The 17,329-nt window shown below is 38.2% G+C and carries 18 protein-coding genes; all 18 read right to left on the reverse strand.

What is annotated here, in order from left to right:
- Nucleotides 1–27 precede the first annotated feature (27 nt).
- Complete coding sequence (gene sucD / locus CD001_RS18835) at nt 28–933, reverse strand: succinate--CoA ligase subunit alpha (protein ID WP_096189141.1); 906 nt, start codon at nt 931–933, stop codon at nt 28–30.
- A gap of 17 nt (nt 934–950) precedes the next feature.
- On the reverse strand, nt 951–2,114 hold the full coding sequence (gene sucC, locus CD001_RS18840) for an ADP-forming succinate--CoA ligase subunit beta (protein WP_096189142.1): 1,164 nt from the start codon (nt 2,112–2,114) through the stop codon (nt 951–953).
- A 536-nt stretch (nt 2,115–2,650) separates the two neighbouring features.
- Nucleotides 2,651–2,821 (reverse strand): small, acid-soluble spore protein, alpha/beta type, encoded by a 171-nt coding sequence (locus CD001_RS18845; RefSeq protein WP_096189143.1) that lies wholly within the window; start codon nt 2,819–2,821, stop codon nt 2,651–2,653.
- A gap of 50 nt (nt 2,822–2,871) precedes the next feature.
- On the reverse strand, nt 2,872–3,189 hold the full coding sequence (locus CD001_RS18850) for an EscU/YscU/HrcU family type III secretion system export apparatus switch protein (protein WP_096189144.1): 318 nt from the start codon (nt 3,187–3,189) through the stop codon (nt 2,872–2,874).
- Complete coding sequence (locus tag CD001_RS18855; protein WP_096189145.1) at nt 3,186–4,793, reverse strand: hypothetical protein; 1,608 nt, start codon at nt 4,791–4,793, stop codon at nt 3,186–3,188. The genes CD001_RS18850 and CD001_RS18855 overlap by 4 nt, the downstream gene beginning before the upstream one ends.
- A gap of 46 nt (nt 4,794–4,839) precedes the next feature.
- The gene (locus CD001_RS18860) at nt 4,840–5,616 is read right to left on the reverse strand and encodes a ribonuclease HII (protein WP_096189146.1); all 777 of its coding nucleotides are present in this window, start codon (nt 5,614–5,616) and stop codon (nt 4,840–4,842) included.
- Between the two features lie 661 nt (nt 5,617–6,277).
- The gene (gene ylqF, locus CD001_RS18865; protein WP_096189147.1) at nt 6,278–7,120 is read right to left on the reverse strand and encodes a ribosome biogenesis GTPase YlqF; all 843 of its coding nucleotides are present in this window, start codon (nt 7,118–7,120) and stop codon (nt 6,278–6,280) included.
- Between the two features lie 13 nt (nt 7,121–7,133).
- Entirely contained in the window at nt 7,134–7,679 is a 546-nt protein-coding gene (gene lepB / locus CD001_RS18870; RefSeq protein ID WP_096189148.1) for a signal peptidase I, read from the reverse strand.
- 317 nt (nt 7,680–7,996) lie between these two features.
- The gene (rplS, locus tag CD001_RS18875; protein ID WP_096189149.1) at nt 7,997–8,338 is read right to left on the reverse strand and encodes a 50S ribosomal protein L19; all 342 of its coding nucleotides are present in this window, start codon (nt 8,336–8,338) and stop codon (nt 7,997–7,999) included.
- A gap of 118 nt (nt 8,339–8,456) precedes the next feature.
- The gene (gene trmD, locus CD001_RS18880; protein WP_096189150.1) at nt 8,457–9,206 is read right to left on the reverse strand and encodes a tRNA (guanosine(37)-N1)-methyltransferase TrmD; all 750 of its coding nucleotides are present in this window, start codon (nt 9,204–9,206) and stop codon (nt 8,457–8,459) included.
- Nucleotides 9,203–9,727, reverse strand: a complete 525-nt coding sequence (gene rimM / locus CD001_RS18885) for a ribosome maturation factor RimM (protein WP_096189151.1) — start codon at nt 9,725–9,727, stop codon at nt 9,203–9,205. The genes trmD and rimM overlap by 4 nt, the downstream gene beginning before the upstream one ends.
- Nucleotides 9,720–10,136, reverse strand: a complete 417-nt coding sequence (locus CD001_RS18890) for a YlqD family protein (RefSeq protein ID WP_096189152.1) — start codon at nt 10,134–10,136, stop codon at nt 9,720–9,722. Before CD001_RS18890 ends, rimM begins: the two co-directional genes overlap by 8 nt.
- A gap of 97 nt (nt 10,137–10,233) precedes the next feature.
- Nucleotides 10,234–10,461, reverse strand: a complete 228-nt coding sequence (locus CD001_RS18895; protein WP_096189153.1) for a KH domain-containing protein — start codon at nt 10,459–10,461, stop codon at nt 10,234–10,236.
- 36 nt (nt 10,462–10,497) lie between these two features.
- Nucleotides 10,498–10,770, reverse strand: a complete 273-nt coding sequence (rpsP, locus tag CD001_RS18900) for a 30S ribosomal protein S16 (RefSeq protein ID WP_096189154.1) — start codon at nt 10,768–10,770, stop codon at nt 10,498–10,500.
- Between the two features lie 152 nt (nt 10,771–10,922).
- Complete coding sequence (ffh, locus tag CD001_RS18905; protein WP_096189155.1) at nt 10,923–12,266, reverse strand: signal recognition particle protein; 1,344 nt, start codon at nt 12,264–12,266, stop codon at nt 10,923–10,925.
- A 12-nt stretch (nt 12,267–12,278) separates the two neighbouring features.
- Nucleotides 12,279–12,608, reverse strand: a complete 330-nt coding sequence (locus CD001_RS18910) for a putative DNA-binding protein (protein WP_096189156.1) — start codon at nt 12,606–12,608, stop codon at nt 12,279–12,281.
- A 95-nt stretch (nt 12,609–12,703) separates the two neighbouring features.
- Nucleotides 12,704–13,711 (reverse strand): signal recognition particle-docking protein FtsY, encoded by a 1,008-nt coding sequence (gene ftsY, locus CD001_RS18915; RefSeq protein ID WP_096189157.1) that lies wholly within the window; start codon nt 13,709–13,711, stop codon nt 12,704–12,706.
- 27 nt (nt 13,712–13,738) lie between these two features.
- Nucleotides 13,739–17,308 carry a chromosome segregation protein SMC gene (gene smc, locus CD001_RS18920; RefSeq protein WP_096189158.1) on the reverse strand — a complete coding sequence of 1,190 codons (3,570 nt, stop codon included), beginning with the start codon at nt 17,306–17,308 and terminating at the stop codon, nt 13,739–13,741.
- Between the last annotated feature and the right edge of the window lie 21 nt (nt 17,309–17,329).

Raw genomic sequence — 17,329 nt, forward strand, 5'->3', positions numbered from 1 at the left:
CATTTCGTGAGGGTGGTCCTATATTCTTTATTTATGTGTCACACACTTTTCAAATATACCTTGCTCTTTTAGTACTGAAATAAGTGTCTCTCCCATAACAGCAGGGGTTTCGGCAACTTTTACGCCAGCACCTTCCAGTGTTTTAATCTTTTCTGCAGCAGTTCCCTTACCGCCAGAAATTATCGCACCTGCGTGGCCCATACGCTTACCAGGAGGCGCCGTTTGACCGCCAATGAAGCCGACAACAGGCTTTGTCATATTTTCTTTAATCCATTCAGCAGCTTCTTCTTCTGCAGTACCGCCGATTTCACCGATCATGATCACTGCATACGTTTCTGGATCTTCATTGAAGAGCTTTAATACATCAATAAAGTCTGTTCCGTTTACAGGATCCCCGCCAATACCTACTGCTGAAGATTGGCCGATTCCTTCTGTTGATAATTGGTGTACCGCTTCATACGTTAATGTACCAGAGCGTGACACGACACCGACATGACCTTTTTTATGAATGTACCCAGGCATAATACCAATTTTACATTCCTCAGGAGTGATGACTCCAGGGCAGTTAGGTCCAATTAAACGAGTACTTTTACCTTCTAAATAACGCTTTACTTTCACCATATCTGAAACAGGAATACCTTCTGTAATCGTTATAACTAACTCAATACCAGAATCAGCTGCTTCCATAATGGCATCTGCAGCAAATGCAGGTGGGACATAAACTACAGAAGCATTTGCCCCTGTTTTTTCTACAGCATCAGTTACTGTATCAAATACAGGAATACCTTCGACCTCTGTACCACCTTTACCAGGAGTTACACCGCCAACAATGTTCGTTCCATATTCAATTGCTTGCTTCGTATGGAATAACCCTGTTGCACCGGTAATTCCTTGAACAATGACTTTCGTATCTTTATTGATCAAGATGCTCATTTAAACCCCGCCTTTCTTTACCCTTTAACTAGTGAAACAATTTTTTCTGCACCGTCTGCCATTGAGTCAGCAGCAGTAATATTTAATCCAGATTCCTCTAGAATTTTCTTCCCTAATTCAACATTTGTCCCTTCTAAACGAACGACTAAAGGAATTTCTAAACCAACCTGTTTTGTCGCAGCGACAACACCATCGGCAATGACATCACATTTCATAATGCCGCCAAAAATATTCACGTAAATTCCTTTAACGTTTTCATCAGAAAGGATAATTTTAAATGCTTCTGTTACTTTTTCTTTCGTTGCCCCGCCTCCAACATCAAGGAAGTTCGCAGGGTCTCCATTGTAGTGTTTAATAATGTCCATCGTAGACATTGCAAGACCCGCACCATTTACCATACATCCAATGTTTCCATCAAGTGAAATATAACTTAAGTCATATTTTGATGCTTCAATTTCTTTTGGATCTTCCTCATCTAAATCACGATATTCTAAAATATCTTTTTGACGATATAATGCGTTTGAATCAAAGTTTAATTTTGCATCAAGTGCCATCACTTTTCCATCACCTGTAGTAACTAGCGGATTAATTTCAGCAATTGAGCAATCCTTTTCAATAAATACTTTGTATAGTCCCATCATGAATTTGACTGCATCTCGTACTAATTCTTTTGGGATATTAATGTTAAATGCTAGTCTTCTAGCTTGGTAAGGCATTAATCCGACAACCGGGTCAACGACTTCTTTAAAGATTTTCTCTGGCGTCTCAGCAGCAACTTCTTCAATTTCAGTACCGCCTTCTTCAGATGCCATCATAACGACACTTGAAGTTGCACGATCAACAACAAGCCCGATATAATATTCGCTTTGAATGTCGCACCCTTCTTCAATTAGTAAGCGTTTTACTTCTTTTCCTGCTGGTCCAGTTTGATGCGTTACTAAGGTTTTGCCTAAAATTTCATCGGCATATGTACGAACCTCATCTAAGTTCTTTGCAACCTTTACTCCTCCAGCTTTTCCGCGACCACCCGCGTGAATTTGTGCTTTGACAACGTTTACATCAGTTCCTAAAGATTTCGCTGCTTCTACTGCTTCTTCTACAGTAAAAGCTACCTTTCCATTAGGAACGGCTACACCGTAGCTTCTTAAAATTTCTTTACCTTGATACTCATGGATATTCATAGCCATCCTCCTTACTGAGTAAATGAGATCTTGTATGGCAGCTTCTGCTACCATACAAAGAATTCGCGAAGTTTTTCACAAACCCTTTTTTAAAAATATAAATGTTGAGAAAAATTAAAACCGTGTGACACGTCAAAACTAACTTTCATGACGTTATAATCACACAATATTTATTCTACTATACTTTTCGACAATTTTGTGAATAATACGCTCAAAAATTTATAAAAATTTATGAAATACAGAAACATCACTGATTTTCGACAAAATTGTCATTATCCGATAATTTAGAGTCTCATAGTTCTATTCTTTTTAAAGACGAAAAAACTGCCCCAAAAAGGCAGACCCTTATTCGTTTTGAGTCATTTCCCTTTTGAGCCAGTTTTTCCTAATTGACGAAATGATATGGTAAATGTGAGTATCTGCTTTACTTTTAAAAACGAGGTACACTCGTTTTGAAGCCCTTTGATTAAGTAGAAGTACATTTACCGTAAGAATAATATTGGCTGTCATTGACGTTCAACCAATTGCTAATTGAGTTATTTTTTGTCTTTTTGTTGTAAGATTCTTCTAGTAGCTGATCCCATTTTCCCTTGCTGATCCGTCTGTGTTGCACTATGAAAAATACCGAACTCTTGAGCTATTTCCTCTCGGTATTGATTCATATAGTCTTCTACACCATCAACAATTAACTTCGACCGTTTATTCACGATCATCCCTCCTTTGTTCTTTAGGATGACCACTTTATGAAAGAGAAAACTTAGGAAATTTTTCCTTTCTCTCGATCTAATTGATAAATAAAGGCAAAAATTTCTGCTACTACACTATACAATTCTGGAGGGATTTTTTCGTTTATTTCAAGTTGTGACAACACTTCCACTAATGAATGATCTTCTTGTATAGGAATTTGCTCTTCTTTCGCTCTTTTAATAATCTCCTCTGCTACATAGCCTTTACCTTTTGCTTTCACAACTGGTGCATAGTCTACAGAAGATTCATAACCTAATGCAATTGCTCGTTTTTTGCGGATATGTTCCTTCTTTTCTTCACTTTTTTGATTGTAGTAATTCCCATTCATATCCGAACGTCCACTCCTTTATAAGATGGGTATTCATGATCGTGTTCAGGTTGAATGTTGGAACGGTTGTTATGATCAAGAGATTTTGTCCATTTTACAGCTGATAATTCGTAGTTTAGTTCGTGTAATTTTTCTTTCAGGAGTGGAAACCATATGTGTTGAAGCGTAGCCGGTTTCTCATGCTCATTAAACACTTGAATTGAAATAACTTTGTTCTGAATTTGTACGTCAACAACTGTATCTTTTAACGATTCTAATTGTAAATAAAATAATATTCTGCAATGATCTTTATCCAATTGTCCATTGTTAAGCTTTCTCCCTTCCCATTGAATTGTCATATCTTGATATTTATTCATCAACTTCACTGGGATTTGTACACCAATATGATGAATCGGTCCATGCGTTTCTGAAGCTAGAAGCTGATTCCCTGTTATTCTTTGCAGCAACAGATCTGCTTGATCTTTTAAACCGCCATGAAATTGAAACGGTTGTTGGACAAATTGCAAGAGTAATGATTTTAAAGTCTGTTGATGTTGCAGTGGCTGATTTTGCTCGACATTCGTTTTTAAATTTGTCTCATGCTGGATTCCTAGCAATTGAAGAATAGCTTGTATCGGAAAATGTCGTAATGCTTGTTCAGATGTACCATTTGACTGCAATAAATTGAGTAAGTGACTAACGTCAGAGGTAGTATTTAAATTTATAGACTTCATCAATAGTGAAAAAATAACACGTGGTTCCAACGATTGCAGCGAACTTTGATTCAAGCTAAGCCTTGGCCATAATTCTCTCACTAATTGACTGTTATCATCTTTGAAAAAAGCATGACGAACACGTGTATACACTTCATAATCTGACATGGAGACAGGAACTGCTCCTGCTTCACGCAACGCTGCTAAAGCATTTTCAGGCTTTCCTTGGAGTGATTGAAAGAGTGTTTGCACTTGATTTTGTGTATTCTTTGTATTTCCATTCTCTAGAATGGTTGATAACAGCTGTGACAGGTCGTTGTTCACTTGACTAGATGTTATCTGTCCTCTTAATCCATGTAGTAATGTTTCCATCATTGCAGCAGTCGGTTGAGGGTGTTGTAGTGACATTAAACTATCAAACGTTACTTTTGTTAAAGGGAATTCACGTTGAACCATCGAGACAATGACATGTAGGGACTGCTGTTGGGAGTGTCGCGAGTGTTCTAATAATGCCCCTCCTTCACGTATATTTTGTGCTGTAAAGGGGAGGTTCTCTTGGATAAGCCGCTGTATTAACAATTGATTTGCTCTAGAATTTTCTAGCCCTAACTGCTGAAGAGGGAGTGAACCTTGTTTTGCCTCCTGCTTCATTAAAGGAGTTGATTCTAATACTTTTAATCGAGGTACTCCATCACCTCTTAATACACGGAACCAGTACCTTTCTCCCTTTTCTAATTGTGCTTCTAGCTTTGCAGTTAATGACATCGTTCCGATTTGAAGCTGGGCTAGTTGACCTGGGTACAATGTAGAAATCGTTCCTTGAAAAATTTGACCAGGCTTCAGTTGAACAGACTTCGCATGGATAGGATCGAGCCCTTGAACAAATTGATTGATCATATGTGTTTGAAACACCAGGTTCACCTCTCATTTACAAACGATTATGAACGATTTATGTTTATTAAGAAATGATTGCTTTAACGGGGGTAAATGACAAACGGTGCTCATTTTCTACAATGCCATATTTATGTAGTGCTGTTAGATGGTCGCTCGTTCCATATCCCATATGATTTTCAAATCCATACTCTGGATACTCGCGACCTAAAGCTGTCATATAATGATCTCTTGTTACTTTTGCTACTACTGAACTTGCAGCAATACTAATGCTTTTAGCATCTCCTTTTACGAGTGGAGTTTGTGGAATTGTATTTGGCAAGCTCATTGCATCTAATAATAAATAATCTATGTTTACGTTTGTATTTTCAATTGCCCTCTGCATTGCTAGTTTCGTAGCTTCGTATATATTATGTTTATCAATCTCTGCTGCAGAAGCAGTACCGACCCCTACCGCTTTTGCATGTTCCTTTATGACTTCGTAGTAATGTTCTCTTTTTGCTTTTGTTAATTTTTTTGAATCCGTTAACCCCGGTAAAAAAAAGTCTTCTGACAAGATCACACACGATGCAATGACTGGGCCTGCCAACGGTCCTCTCCCTACTTCATCCACTCCTCCAATAAATTGATAGCCTTCCTTCCATAACGACTCTTCGTAACGTCTCATGTCGTAAAACTGTTCTTTTAAAGCTCGCTCCTGCTCTCTCTTTTTATTCCATAACTGTATGACATGTTGTACCCCTTTACGAGTATCTTGATGAACTTCTATAAAAAATGGATCATCCTCATCATTTATGTATTTTAGTTTCTCTTTAATCTCATTAATCGTATATTTTGATTTCATAGTATTCAACTCCTTGCCCTCTCTCAATAATATCGGAATAATGTTCACCTACATTGAGTGTAAATGAATGTATATATAACAAAAAAGCACAAGCGCATTCGGTTATCGAAGAGAAAACCGGTCGGACAAAACGCCACGTCCTGTGGCATCCCCGACACTAAAACGTTCGTGTTCGTCGGACTGAGCCGAGTGAGATAAAGAAGTGTCGAAAGCTTGTCTTTGTCTCTTCCTCTATTAGAATTGCTCTGGAGTGCATCCGTCAACCGGGCAATACGCCACGTCCTGTGGCATGCCCGGCATTAGGACGTCCTGTCCGTCGAGACAACTCGAAGTCTTGCGTGATGTAAACGCTTTCGCTCTCGACTTATCGTAGACGAGGTGAGGGAAGTTTCTCAAGTCGTTCATGCTGCCTCTTCCTCTACCTGAGTTGCTTCGTAGTATGTCCGCCGAGGCAACCACTAGATTAGATCTTCGGCTAAACGCCCCGCGTCCTACGAGAACGCCGAAGTCACCACATCCGTGTGGAAGCTCGTGATGTATCGCTCTTCGCTGAAGCTAGACAACAATCGAGAGATTGTAATTTTATACTTTCTTAACCTTCAAAGAAAAGACACGCATTTATGCGCGCCTTTATAAACAAATTGTTTACTTTTAACGATTGTTATGGAGTTTCTAACGTAATTGTTCCCATTTTTCCAGTTCTGAAATCACGAAAAACAATTTCTGAAACTCTGTCATAATCAATATGTCCTCCGGAAATGAGGCAACCTCTTTTTTTACCAATTTCATCAAACAATTCTACAACGCCATCAGGAATGACATCTAACTTATACCGTTCTTTTAAACGTTCGGGATATTCTTCACTTAAATATCGTAAAAGAAATACCGTTGTTTGTTCAAAGTCAAAAATTTCTTCTTTTATTGCACCAGTGAGTGCTAATCTGTAACCTACTTCTTCATCTTCAAATTTCGGCCATAAAATTCCTGGAGTATCAAGAAGTTCCATTTCTTTACCAACTTTAATCCATTGCTGCGCCTTCGTTACCCCTGGCTTATCACCGATTTTGGCAATCTTTTTGTTCGCTAACCGATTGATGATTGTCGATTTACCAACATTTGGAATACCGAGAATTAAGGCACGTACAGCACGTGGGTTCATCCCCTTCGCTCTCATCTTATCTGTTATTGGCTTCGCTAGCAATTGAACCTTTTCTGAGATTTTTTTAATGCCTTTGCCTCGTTGAGCATCGATTGCTAAAACGGCATGTCCTTTTTTCTCAAAAAACGTTATCCATTTCTCCGTTTTTACCGGGTCAGATAAGTCAGCTTTATTGAGTAAAATAAGCCGAGGTTTCCCATGCGCAATTTCATCAATAACAGGGTTCCTCGAAGATAATGGGATCCTAGCATCAATTAATTCAATAACGACATCGATCAATTTCAGTTTCTCAACAGCTTCTCGGCGTGCTTTAGCCATATGGCCTGGATACCATTGAATTGTCACTTATAAATGCCTCCTAGTCCACTAGACGCACATCAGAAAATGGCCAGAACACAAAATTGGCTTTACCGACAACTTCATCATAAGGAACCATTCCAATATGCCTGCTGTCCTTACTATGTTGACGATTATCACCTAGTACAAACACATGTCCTTCAGGGACTGTTTCATAACCAGTAATGTCTTTTATATGAAAATCTTGTGTAAAAGGCAGTTTTGATGCACTTTCTTTATATTCATTTAAGTAAGGTTCTTCAACCGCTTCCCCATTGATGTATAATACATCATTTTCATAATAAATGGTATCGCCTGGTAATCCAATTACTCTTTTAATATAGTCTTTGTTTTGTGGTGCATGAAATACAATAATATCAAATCGATCAGGTTCACCTATGTTATAACCAATTTTGTTCACAATCATTCGGTCATTGTGTTCCAATGTAGGCATCATTGACTGCCCATCTACTACAATAGGTGCAAAAAAGAAAAAACGAATGACGACTGCTAGTAATAATGCGACGACAATCGCTTTTAGCCACTCCCATGATTCTGATTTTGCCATGTCTTTGTCATCCTCCATCTATCTTTCAACAACAAGATCTTTTTATTAAGTCTTTTTATAGCAAACTGTTGTTTATCATTTTCAAAAAAAGCGAAATGGGTCATAAAAAATCCACATTTCCGCAGAAAGACTCCATTCTACTTTAAACTATATACTACCATATCTTTGTACATTTTTCTGTAGGAGGAATCGATTAAATTTCTAGAGACCAGTATTATATAAATATCGTTATTCGAAAACTGCTTTATTAAATCAATCTCATAACGACTTATTTGAAACGAAAAAAGGAGCTTGACATTAAGCTCCTTTTTACAACATTATCTTTCTTTAATACGAGCTGCTTTACCGCGTAGTGCACGCAAGTAGTATAGCTTCGCACGGCGTACTTTACCTCGACGAGTTACTTCTAGCTTGTCGATACGTGGTGAGTGAACCGGGAATGCACGTTCCACTCCAACACCGTAAGAAATTTTACGAACAGTGAATGTTTCGCTGATTCCAGAACCACGGCGTTTAATTACAACACCTTCAAATACCTGGATACGTTCTCGTGTTCCTTCAACAACTTTAACGTGTACACGTACAGTGTCTCCAGCACGGAACTCTGGAAGATCAGATTTCAATTGTTCTTTCGTAATATCGCGAATGATATGTTCCATTTTCTGTTCGCCTCCTTCCCTCCAGACGTTCATGTTACATATATTAATAAAAACAGCGGAACATCTTGATAATGGCTAAAAGCCACAACGATTATATTACCATAGGATGAGTATGATCTCAACTCTTTTTTGGATCGCCTCTCAGTGAACGAATAAAATGTTTATCCGCTTCTGACAAATCTAGTTTCTCTAATAAATCAGGGCGTCTTTCATACGTTCTTCTCAAAGATTGTTCGCGCCTCCACTGATTTATTTTTTCATGATGACCGGATAATAGGACATCCGGTACTTTATAGCCTTCATATACAGCAGGTCTCGTATAGTGAGGATGTTCTAACAGTCCAGTACTGTACGAGTCTGTTACAGCTGACGTTTCATTGCCTAATGCTCCAGGAAGTAGCCTTGTCACACTGTCAGCTACGACCATTGCCCCTATCTCTCCACCTGTTAAAACATAGTCACCTATTGAAATTTCATCAGTAATAAGGTGTTCTCGTATCCGCTCGTCATAGCCCTCATAATGACCGCATATTAAGATAAGATGGTCCTCTTTTGAGAACTCTTCAGCTTTTTTTTGATTATAACGTTCACCTTGCGGACAAAGAAGAATAATTCGTGGCGGTTTACTTGACGAGCTTTTTCCTTTTAAATCGGCCACTGCATCGAATATTGGTTGAGGTGTTAATACCATTCCGCCTCCTCCGCCATATGGGTAGTCATCAACACGGTTATGTTTATCGTTTGTATACTCACGAAAGTTTTTCACATCATACGTCACGACACCTCGTTCTTGGGCCTGTTTTAAAATTGACTGGTGAAAGACACCTGAAAACATATCAGGAAACAACGTTAAGATTGATATGTTCATTCATCTAACAGTCCTTCCATCGGGTTAATAATGACGTTCCCCTCGTCTAAATCGACCTCTTTTATCACTTCATCAATATATGGAATAAGGATATCTTTTTTGCCGGCAACAGGCTTTACAACCCAAACGTCATTTGCACCGGGTGATAAAATTTCTTTTATCTTCCCTACATGCAATCCTGAATTTGTATAAACGTGTAAGCCGATTATTTCATGATAATAGTATTCACCTTCATATAAATCATCATGAAGATCCTCTTTTTGCACTTGAAGAAGATGGTCTTTAAACCGTTCTACATCATTCACATTTCCATATTCCTCGAAGCTCAATAAATCAAATTGTTTATGCCGTCTCCAAGATTTGATGGTCACAGGATGATGATTAGATTCACCATCGAAAATAAACAATTTATTCCCTATGGCATAACGTGTTTCCGGAAAATCAGTTTTTGAGATCACTCGGACTTCACCATGAATACCGTGAGTGTTCACAATTTTCCCCACGTTTAACCAATCAGTCATCCTCCATGCCTCCTTGGCGTAACTCATGAACGACACCGTCTTTAATGACAATCTCTGTTCCTTTCATAACTTCTTCCCAATTGTCTCCCTCTTCGACTGTTTCAATCATTTGAATAGAGCCTTCCCTAACTTCTGCTCCTAATTCAAGTTCTTCTAACTGACCGAGTTTCAGCTCAATTTGTCGCAGACGGTCTTTTCGTCGGGCTACTTCCCGCTTAAAGCTTTCTTTCAATGACGTTTGGTAATTCACATTATTCTTATTTTCTTTAAGCTTTTTATGTAGCACGAAGTCTAGTTGCTGAATTTCTTTATTTAATTGGTACTGCTTACTTAAAAACTGTTCAGTGAGCCTTTTCTTACTTTGCTTAGTTAAAATTTGCTTAACGACAACTTTCTTTATAATCTCCACTATGCCACCTCCGCATAGAATTTATCGAAACTTCGTTCGATCTTTGAACGTTCATTAAAATTACATATGGAAAAAGGGAGAGGACACACCCCACCCTTTAACCAATTTCTAAATTAATGCGTTTGTTTTGATTCGTTCCTGCTGCATTCACAACAGAACGGATCGCTTTTGCAATACGGCCTTGTTTCCCGATCACTTTACCCATATCGTCCGCGTGTACTTCTAACTTTAATGTGAGTGATTTACCATTTTCCACTTCGGAAACACGGACGTCATCTGGATGATCGACAAGGGCTTTTGCAATAGATTCCACTAATTCTCTCATGTCACTCACCTTTTTCATTATTTACTCGCGTTGAACTTATTTTTCGTTCTTCGCATTGTGTAGCTTTTCCATTAAGCCTACGTTTGAGAATAAGTTGCGAACAGTGTCGGAAGGTTTTGCACCATCCATCATCCACTTCAACGCTTTATCTTCATCTACGTTAAATTCCACTGGGTTTTTCAATGGATTATAAGTACCGATTTCTTCAATAAAACGACCATCACGTGGTGAGCGAGAGTTCGCTACTACGACACGATAGAAAGGAGATTTCTTTGCTCCCATTCGCTTTAAACGAATTTTAACTGCCATGTGTTTCACCTCCAAATTTCATTAACACAGTTACATATATTATCATAAACTATACTGAAGGACAACCCCAGTAAAGTAAAAAACCTTAACAGATTTTTAAAGTGTATACGCCTTGTCCACGACCTATTAAAAAAACTACTCATATTCTCTCTTTACATAAATGGTAATTTAAAGCCGCCTTTTTTCTTCCCTTTTTGCATACCGGACATTTGCTTCATCATCTTTTTCATATCACCAAATTGCTTGATCAGGCGGTTTACTTCTTGAATGGATGTCCCACTTCCTTTTGCAATTCTTCGTCTGCGGCTAGCATTTAACAAGGATGGGTCTTGTTTTTCAGCTTTCGTCATTGATTGTACGATCGCTTCAATGTGTGAAAGCTGCTTGTCATCAACTTGAACATTTTTTAAACCTTTCATCTTATTTGCACCTGGCATCATGTTAAGGAGCTCATCTAACGGCCCCATGTTTTTCACTTGATCCAATTGCTCTAAGAAATCATCAAATGTTAAATCATTTGTCCGCATTTTACGTTCAAGCTCTTTTGCCTTCTGTTCATCTACGTTTGTTTGCGCCTTTTCTATTAGAGTAAGGACATCACCCATGCCAAGAATTCTTGATGCCATCCGATCTGGATAAAAAGGTTCTAAAGCATCTGTTTTTTCACCCATACCTACGAACTTAATCGGTGTATCTGTTACAGATTTTACTGACAATGCTGCACCACCACGAGTGTCTCCATCAAGTTTCGTTAACACAACGCCAGTAATGCCTAACCGTTCATTAAAACTCTCTGCTACATTAACTGCATCCTGCCCGGTCATTGCATCTACAACTAAAAGAATTTCATCCGGATTGGCCAATTGCTTAATGTCATCTAATTCATTCATTAAGTCTTCATCGACATGCAGACGACCTGCTGTATCAATTAATACGTAATCATGGTGATCTTCTTTCGCTTTCTCTAAAGCATTTTTGGCAATTTCAACAGGGCTTACTTGATCCCCCATTGAAAACACCGGCATGTTCAATTGTTTACCGAGTGTTTCTAGCTGTTTAATCGCAGCAGGACGGTAAATATCAGCGGCAACCATTAACGGGTTACGATTATGCTGTTTACGTAAATGATTGGCTAGTTTCCCTGTCGATGTCGTTTTACCTGCCCCTTGTAGACCGACCATCATCACAACTGTCGGTGATTTGGCAGCAACCGCTATTTTACTTTGCTCCCCGCCCATTAGCTCGGTTAATTCTTCATTTACAACTTTAATAACTTGCTGACCAGGTGTTAAGCTTTCTAGCACTTCTTGACCGACAGCACGCTCTTTAACGCGAGAAATAAATTGCTTTACAACTTTAAAGTTTACATCTGCTTCTAAAAGTGCAAGGCGGACTTCCCGCATCATTTCTTTTACATCTTGCTCCGAGACTTTACCTTTGCCGCGGATTTTATTTAAGGTCCCTTGCAGACGTTCTGCTAAACCTTCAAATGCCATTTGATTTGCCCCCTATTCAAGTTTCTCGAGCTTCCTTACAATCTCGATCATCATTTCGGGACTTCCACTCTCTTGAATGACTTGCTTTAGTTGTTCGTAAAGTTTTTGTCGATGTCCATAACGATGAAGAAGCTTTAACTTCTCTTCATACTCTTCTAACAAGGATTCTGTCCGTTTGATATTATCATATACTGCTTGTCGGCTTACCTCAAAATGTTCAGCAATCTCACCGAGCGACCAATCATCTAAATAATACATTGACATGTATTGGTTTTGTTTATCTGTTAAGAGATCTTGATAAAAATCATATAAATAGTTGATTCGAACCGTTTTATCTATCAAACGTCTCACCACCTTGTTAAGGGATTTGACTTTACAATTCATTATGATACAAGAGAGACGGAAGACTGTCAAGAAAAAATCTTGTCATGTATCGATTATGAAGATTGATCTTCAGCTGTTTCTTCTGCCTGAGCTAATACCTCCGAAAATAAACCGTGAACATATTGTTCTGCATAAAACTCTTGCAAGTCGTCCATACCTTCTCCCAGGCCGACAAACTTAACAGGAATATCGAGCTCATTACGAATCGCTAACACGATTCCACCTTTTGCTGTGCCATCTAGCTTAGTCAGGACAATTCCGGAGACATCAGTCGCTTCACCGAAAGTTTTTGCCTGACTCATCGCATTTTGCCCTGTTGTAGCATCTAAAACGAGTAGTACTTCATGAGGCGCGTTCGGGATTTCTCTCGTAATGACACGCTTTACTTTCTCCAGCTCTTTCATAAGGTTCACTTTGTTTTGTAAACGTCCAGCTGTATCACATAATAAAACATCCGCTTTTTTCGATTTTGCAGACTGGATTGCATCATACATGACAGCTGCTGGGTCTGATCCCTCTTGTTGTTTAATCGTGTCAACACCTACGCGTTTTCCCCAAACTTCCAATTGTTCAATTGCTCCTGCACGGAACGTATCCCCTGCGGCAAGAAGTACTTTTTTTCCTTCTTGCTTAAATTTATGTGCCATTTTACCGATTGTCGTCGTTTTCCCGACACCGTTTACTCCAACAAATAATATAACGGTTAAGTCCTCTTCTTGCATGTTAAGTTTTGTTTCTTCTTCGGATTTTTGCAGTAGCTCTGCCAGCTTTTCTGAAATAATCGGCTGGATATCAACAGCCTCGGAAATATTTCTTGAGCGAGCTTCATCCTTCAGTTGATCAATTAACTCCATTACAGTATGAACACCAACATCAGCTGATATTAAAATATCTTCAAGTTCTTCAAAAAACTCTTCATCTACTTTACGGTAGTTTTTTACAAGGTCATTCATCTTTCCGACAAATGATTCTCTTGTTTTCGTTAATCCACCTTTAAATTTTTCAGTTACTGTATCTGTTTGATAGGTAATTTTCTCTTTTAATTTTTTAAAAAAGCTCATCGTTGCTCCTCCATTTCTTCGGCAATCTTATGTCATTTGAACCAGTTCTTCCGTTTCTTCAAGTTTGACTGATACTAATTTCGATACACCTGATTCTTGCATGGTTACGCCATATAATACATCAGCCTCTTCCATTGTCCCTTTCCGATGAGTGACAACGATAAATTGTGTTTCATGACTGAAGTCCTTTAAAAATTGGGCAAAACGTACGACGTTTGCTTCATCTAACGCCGCTTCAACTTCGTCTAATACGCAAAAAGGGACAGGACGGGTTTTTAAGATTGAGAACAACAAAGCAATCGCAGTTAAAGCTCGCTCTCCACCAGATAATAAGGCTAAGTGCTGAAGCTTTTTACCTGGTGGCTGTGCAACAATATCAACACCAGTATTCAGCAAGTCTTCAGGATTCGATAATCTTAAATCAGCTTTTCCGCCACCGAATAATTCCTTAAAAATGATATGGAAGTGTGATTGAATCTCATCAAATGTTTCTTTAAAGCGTTTTGTCATTTCATCATCCATTTCATTAATGACTTGATGCAATGTTTCTTTCGCTTCTTCCAAATCACTTTTTTGTTCGAGAAGGAAGTCATGTCTTTCTTTCACACGTTCGTATTCCTCAATCGCACCAACATTTACAGATCCTAGTTCATCAATAGCCATTTTAATCAACTTTACGTTCTTTTTCGCTTCAGAAAGGTCAATTTGTAATGGGAATTGTTCTTTTGCAGCATCAAATGTCAGTTCGTATTCCCCTTCAAGTTTATTGAGACGGTTATCTAACTCAACATCTAACCGGTTAACTTTTACTTCTGTTTCATGAAGAGTAGATGATGTAAATTTAAGCTGACGGCGCTGCTCTTTTAGTTCATTTTCAATATCTTCCTGATTTTGCTGAACGGCCAATCTTTCTGATCGTCTTTTAGAAATTAACTGGATTGTTCGATCTTTTTCTTTTCTTCGCTTATCAATTTCATCTTCTAAACTCTCTGCATTTGTACTTTGCGAAGACATTTCTTTTTCAAGCTGGAAATATTCCTTCTCTTTTTGAGATAAAAGTCCAGATGTTTCCTCATATTCAAGCTTTAACCTTTCATAGCGGTCTTCACTATTGTGCAACTGTTCTTCTTCTTTCGCCAAGTTCACTTTTAAATTCGTCAGTTCTTCGCGTATTGTTTCCTCGGAGTTTTTTGTCTCCTCCTGCTGTTTTGATAGCCGCTCCATTTCATCATTTAATGAGTTAATTTTTTCATCGCAGTGGCTAAGTTCTTTTTCTAACAGAGCAAGTCGATCTTTTTTACTCGTTTCGTCTTCATCATACTCATTCTTTTCTAAATCATATAACTTCAAACGTTCACTCACTGTTTGTTCGGAAAGTTCAAGTTCATTTAAAACCGCTTTTTTCTCCTGTTCTTGCTCACGGAGCTGCTCACCTTCAAGCTGAGCTTCTTTCATACTTTTATCGAGTGTCTCTTTTTCATGTTTTAGCGATTTCACTTGTTTTTGCAAGTGGTCTGAGTCTTTTTCTAGTTTTTCTAAGTTTTTGGATACGGTCGAAAGCTCCTGCTGACGACCGAGAATCTGACTTTGTTTTTGCTTTATACTTCCACCTGTCATCGCTCCGCCCGGGTTAATCACATCTCCTTCGAGGGTGACGATTCTAACACGATACTTCGTACGATTTGCTACTTTATTCGCACTTACCATATCTTCGGTTATGAGAATGTTTCCTAAAATGTGTGAAAAAACATTTTCATACATCGGATCATATTTTACGAGATCTTTCGCAACCCCTATAAAACCTTCAATTTCCTTTGCTTCTGATAAATCAGTATGATTTACATAACGAGGTTTTATGACATTCATTGGCAGAAATGTCGCTCGACCTAATCGCCGTTGCTTCAAGAACTGAATCGCTTTCCTTCCAGTTTCTTCATCATTTACAACAACGTGCTGTTGTGAAGCGCCTAAAGCAATATCAATGGCAGTTTGATGTGTTTTCTCCACTTGTAACAGCTCGGCAACTGCTCCTTGAATCCCTTTAAAATGTCTGTCACGTTCTTTAAGTATTTCTTTAACACCTTGGAAAAAACCAGAATAATCATTTTGCATATCTTCTAATACTTCTTTTCTTGATTGAAGCTGCTGTAAATGTCGATATGCTTCATATAATAATGATTCTTTTTTCTGAAGGTCTGTTTCCACCTTCTCTATCTCTCGCTTCATTTTCTGATATGACTGTAATTTTTCATCGATCAACTTTCTTTTTGTTTCCCATTCAGCTTTCGCAGTTGAAAGTTGTTCTCTAATTTCATTTCTTTTTTCAACGAGACCGACATTATCTTTTTCTAATCTCGCTTGCTTTTCACGTTCTTTCGACAGCTGCTCCTCAATATACTTCATTTCATTTTTCTTAGAAGCTTGTTCATTTAGCCACTCTATGTACTCTGATTTCAGCTGTTCTAATTTTTCTTCACTGTTCTGTTCTAAATCAGCTAACTGCTTCGATTTTCCCTCTATTTTCGATGCTGTCGCATCCAGCTTTTCTTTATTATTTTTTACTTGTGTTTCTTGTTCAGAAAGGGTCATTTGCAGTTTTTCTTTTTTCTCTTTTAATTGCGACATCTCTTGTAAAAACTGATCTTTATTATGTGCGAAGTTTTTCTTTCGTTCTCTCCAAACTTCTTTTTGTCCTTCCTGTTTTTCTAATTCTTCACTCGTCGTTAATAGTACATCTTGAAGATCATTGATCGATTCATCCATCGTTTGCATATCTGAACGGAGTCGCTCCACTTTGGCTTCTTGCTGTTTTACAACTGCTTGAAGAGACCCCTCTTTATCCTGGAGATTTTCAAGCTCTTCTTTTTCTTTCGTCCACTTTTCATGAAGCTCTTCAATTTCTTTTACTAAGACTCCGACCTCAAACTCTTTCAACTCATCTTTTTTTTCTAAATACTCTTTTGCAATCGAAGCTTGTTCTTTTAGTGGTTCAACTTGTCCTTCTAATTCATGGAGAATATCTTTAACACGATTTAAATTATCTTGAGTATCCGCTAGTTTTTTTTCAGATTTAATTTTTCTATGTTTATATTTTAAAACCCCTGCTGCCTCTTCAAAAATCGCGCGTCTCTCTTCAGATTTACTGCTTAAAATTTCTTCTACACGGCCTTGCCCAATAATAGAAAAGGACTCTTTCCCTAAACCAGAATCCATAAATAAATCAACGATATCTTTTAACCGGCAAGGTTGTTTATTAATTAAATATTCACTATCACCTGATCGATAAACACGCCTAGTGACTGCGACTTCACTATAGTCAACAGAGAGGTGCTGATCTTCATTATCCAAAACGAGGGTGATTTCAGCCATATTTAATGGAGGACGACTATCACTTCCTGAAAAAATGATGTCTTCCATTTTTGATCCTCGTAAGTTTTTTGCTGATTGTTCTCCTAATACCCAGCGGATTGAATCTGAGATATTACTCTTTCCACTCCCGTTCGGGCCGACAACCGCTGTTACACCTTGAACGAAGTCGATCGAAAGTCTTTCAGCAAAAGATTTAAACCCAACGAGGTCCAATCGTTTAAGAAACAATGACATTCACCTCAATTTTTC

This window comes from Evansella halocellulosilytica (genome assembly GCF_002335745.1).
GTDB classification, from domain to species: domain Bacteria; phylum Bacillota; class Bacilli; order Bacillales; family Salisediminibacteriaceae; genus Bacillus_CA; species Bacillus_CA halocellulosilytica.

Bases quoted from the DNA above. Each gene is read 5' to 3' on its own strand.
- rimM (WP_096189151.1), bottom strand. From the start codon at position 9,727: ATGACTGATTGGTTAAACGTGGGGAAAATTGTGAACACTCACGGTATT.
- CD001_RS18860 (WP_096189146.1), bottom strand. From the start codon at position 5,616: ATGAAATCAAAATATACGATTAATGAGATTAAAGAGAAACTAAAATAC.
- CD001_RS18850 (WP_096189144.1), bottom strand. From the start codon at position 3,189: ATGAATGGGAATTACTACAATCAAAAAAGTGAAGAAAAGAAGGAACAT.
- lepB (WP_096189148.1), bottom strand. From the start codon at position 7,679: ATGGCAAAATCAGAATCATGGGAGTGGCTAAAAGCGATTGTCGTCGCA.
- trmD (WP_096189150.1), bottom strand. From the start codon at position 9,206: ATGAACATATCAATCTTAACGTTGTTTCCTGATATGTTTTCAGGTGTC.
- ftsY (WP_096189157.1), bottom strand. From the start codon at position 13,711: ATGAGCTTTTTTAAAAAATTAAAAGAGAAAATTACCTATCAAACAGAT.
- CD001_RS18895 (WP_096189153.1), bottom strand. From the start codon at position 10,461: ATGAGAGAATTAGTGGAATCTATTGCAAAAGCCCTTGTCGATCATCCA.
- rplS (WP_096189149.1), bottom strand. From the start codon at position 8,338: ATGGAACATATCATTCGCGATATTACGAAAGAACAATTGAAATCTGAT.
- sucD (WP_096189141.1), bottom strand. From the start codon at position 933: ATGAGCATCTTGATCAATAAAGATACGAAAGTCATTGTTCAAGGAATT.
- rpsP (WP_096189154.1), bottom strand. From the start codon at position 10,770: ATGGCAGTTAAAATTCGTTTAAAGCGAATGGGAGCAAAGAAATCTCCT.
- ffh (WP_096189155.1), bottom strand. From the start codon at position 12,266: ATGGCATTTGAAGGTTTAGCAGAACGTCTGCAAGGGACCTTAAATAAA.
- sucC (WP_096189142.1), bottom strand. From the start codon at position 2,114: ATGAATATCCATGAGTATCAAGGTAAAGAAATTTTAAGAAGCTACGGT.